We start from the raw sequence: 2,793 nt of genomic DNA, 5'->3' as shown, positions 1-2,793 counted from the left end.
GGAAGAAGAGCAGTTCCAACTCGTACTTCAGAGCGTTCCTCAGGCTCAGGAGTCCACATTTTAGAATTAGGACTGCAGACTCTTTTAAATTTGTAATAGATTTCATGTACAATTATGAATAGAAATATTTGCATAATTTATTCGTCGTTCAAATGTCTACCAAAGGAGGAACAAACATGGCAGGTCGCATTTTAATTACACCGGAACAGGTTGATCAAGTGTCGAATCAATTCAAGCAGGGTGGAGATCAGAGTCAACAGATCGTAGCCACCCTGACACAGGCTATTCAAGGAATGGAAGGTCAATGGGAAGGGATGACGAAACAGCGCTTCTTCCAAGAATTCCAAGAAGCAAGCAAGCAGATGCAATCCTTCGTTCAAACCTTGAACACAATTAGCGAAGAATTGAAGGCTATTGCGCAGAAGTTCCGATCTGTGGATGAACAGCGCTAATCGTTCAATTCTTACTTGCATATGAAGAGGAAGCCGGGCGTAGGACACTCCCGGTTTTTCTTACATCATACAGATGCATCATCTCGGGAGGATAGGAATTATGTCATTTCAGCCACAATCAGGAGATACGATCATTATTCAAGATATCGAATATCGGTTCGGTGAACATCCGGCAGCTCCTGGCCTCGTTTATGCGCAGGCTGGCAGACAGGGTGTCATCTATCAGCTGCTTCCAACCCGAGGAGATGCTGTAGAGGCAAAGGCGCTCAAAGTGTTCCATCCGAAGTATCGTATCCCTGCGATGGTATATCAATCTGAGCTGCTCGAGACCTATAGTGAGCTTCCAGGACTAAGCGTGTGCAGTCGGAACGTATTGACCCCTGAGAAAAACGGAGGACTTATCCAGAAGAGCACGGATTTGCTCTATGCAGTGGTAATGCCGTGGATACATGGCTCAACGTGGCTGGATATCGTTGCAGAACATAATCGGCTGACACGCCAAGACAGCCTTCAGATTGCCAAATCGCTGGCACGAGTATGCTCCGGCATGGAGCAGCGAGGTCTGGCACATTGCGATTTGTCTGCGCCGAATGTCATGCTTCCGTTTTTCTCGGAAGTTAAGCAGAGTTCAAAAGCATCACCGATTGAACTGGTAGATGTGGAGCAGCTCTATAGTCCTAAGATGGATCGACCGGATGTGCTGTTTAGTGGCTCTCCAGGATATGCTGCACATCGTGCGCTGCTGACAGGGATGTGGAGTGCATATGCAGATCGATTCGCGGGCAGCATTCTTCTTGCAGAGATGCTTGGTTGGTCATCTCAGCAGATCGTGGATAAGGCATGGGGCGAGAGCTATTTCGACCAGCGTGAAATGCAAACCTCTTGCGAGCGTTATGAGGGATTGAAGCATGTATTAACAGAACGATATGGCGGCAAAGTATCGGATCTGTTCTCACGCGCTTGGGAAAGCCAGGATTTGAGCAGTTGTCCGACCTTCGGTGAATGGTTGATTGTGCTTAATGGCGTAGACGAGGAAGAACAGATCGTTATAGACGTTAAGCAGCAGAATGCGCCAGAAGGAACGCAAGCGATTCATGAGCAGCGTTCAGAGGATGAAGCGATCGATAAAGAGGCGGAAGGATACACAGAGCATCCTGCTATACAACCCGATGCAGTATCCGCCCCCCATATTCCTGCTCGGGCTGATGTTGATCCGGATGTGGTCAATCGCCTGTTCCGTCAGGCCAGAGAACTAGAAGAGCAAAATCAACTGCAAAGTGCCTTGGAAGTGTATCGATCGGCTCATCATTTTGTTGAGAAGGAAAGTCCGATGCATATAGAGCTGGCTGCGGCGATTCAAGACTTGGAGCAGAAGCTTGCAAGGGAAGCAGATCATATGCCACGGTCTAAAGTCAAACTAGGGAAGCGAGCGATTGCGATCATTGGTGTAGCGTCAGCACTCCTATTGCTTGGCTGTGGAGCTTTTGTGGTGAATCAGATGAACGAAGATGCGGTCAAGAAGGCTGCGGAAGAACAAGCGCTGCTTGACGCGAAGACTCAACAGTTGAAGGCGGAAGAGGAACGGAAGCAGGAAGAAGCAAAACAGCTTCGTGAGGAAGAAAAGCGCAAGGAGGAAGCGCGCAAGCAAGAGGAACTGAAACGTAAGGAAGAAGAGCAGAAGCGCATAGAGGAGCAGCAGCGCGCCAAGAAGCTGGAGGAACAGAAGAAGAAGGATGCGGAGCGGAAACGTCTGCAAGCCCAGTATGATCAACAGGAGCAATATGAGAAGTATGTGGAGTGGAAGAGGAAGCGGGATGAACAGATACGAATAGAACAGGCTCGCGAGCAGGAGCGCAAACGGCTGGAAGCCGCACAGGTCGCGGAGAAAGCAGCTCAATTGAAGAAGGTTCGCAACCGTGACGTGGTACTACTGATAGCCTCTTACAATAAGGCGTATAATGCACTATTAAGAGATAATGTCAAAAATGCTTCAAAGTATGCGTTTGAATTTACAGAACGGTATGAAAAGGATCCAGACTACTTCAAAAATGTAGGCAAGGTAGGGGCGAGAGCTGGACATATTTACAAGTTCTTGAGTGATACGTCCTATATGCTGCCTGACATTTAATGTGGAACAGGCACGATTCAAATAACATGCTATGAGGTGAATTGGACGGATGAACTACACGATACAGGCTTCACAGCGCACGCCTGCACTTCTCATCTATTTAATTGATATCAGTGCTTCCATGAATATGACGATGGCCGGAAGAAGGCGAATCGATGTGGTATACGACGCATTATCCCAAGCGATTCGACAGATGGTATTCCGTTCTACGAA

The 2,793-nt window shown here is 48.0% G+C and carries 2 protein-coding genes; both read left to right on the top strand.

Annotated features, from left to right (window positions below; genetic code table 11):
* Nucleotides 1-176: 176 nt before the first annotated feature.
* On the top strand, nucleotides 177-452 hold the full coding sequence (locus AZ66_RS28320) for a WXG100 family type VII secretion target (RefSeq protein ID WP_021253116.1): 276 nt from the start codon (nucleotides 177-179) through the stop codon (nucleotides 450-452).
* 100 nt (nucleotides 453-552) lie between these two features.
* Complete coding sequence (locus tag AZ66_RS28315) at nucleotides 553-2,580, top strand: membrane protein (protein WP_044357984.1); 2,028 nt, start codon at nucleotides 553-555, stop codon at nucleotides 2,578-2,580.
* The last annotated feature ends 213 nt before the right edge of the window (nucleotides 2,581-2,793 follow it).

It is taken from the genome of Paenibacillus sp. E194, from assembly GCF_000935845.1.
Taxonomy (GTDB): domain Bacteria; phylum Bacillota; class Bacilli; order Paenibacillales; family Paenibacillaceae; genus Paenibacillus_B; species Paenibacillus_B alvei_B.
The sequence above is the reverse complement of the archived record's forward strand: the minus strand, read 5'-3'. Positions and strand labels throughout refer to the sequence as shown.

What these genes read in the sequence shown, in the direction of transcription:
- AZ66_RS28320 (WP_021253116.1), top strand. Translation starts at nt 177, where the DNA reads ATGGCAGGTCGCATTTTAATTACACCGGAACAGGTTGATCAAGTGTCG.
- AZ66_RS28315 (WP_044357984.1), top strand. Translation starts at nt 553, where the DNA reads ATGTCATTTCAGCCACAATCAGGAGATACGATCATTATTCAAGATATC.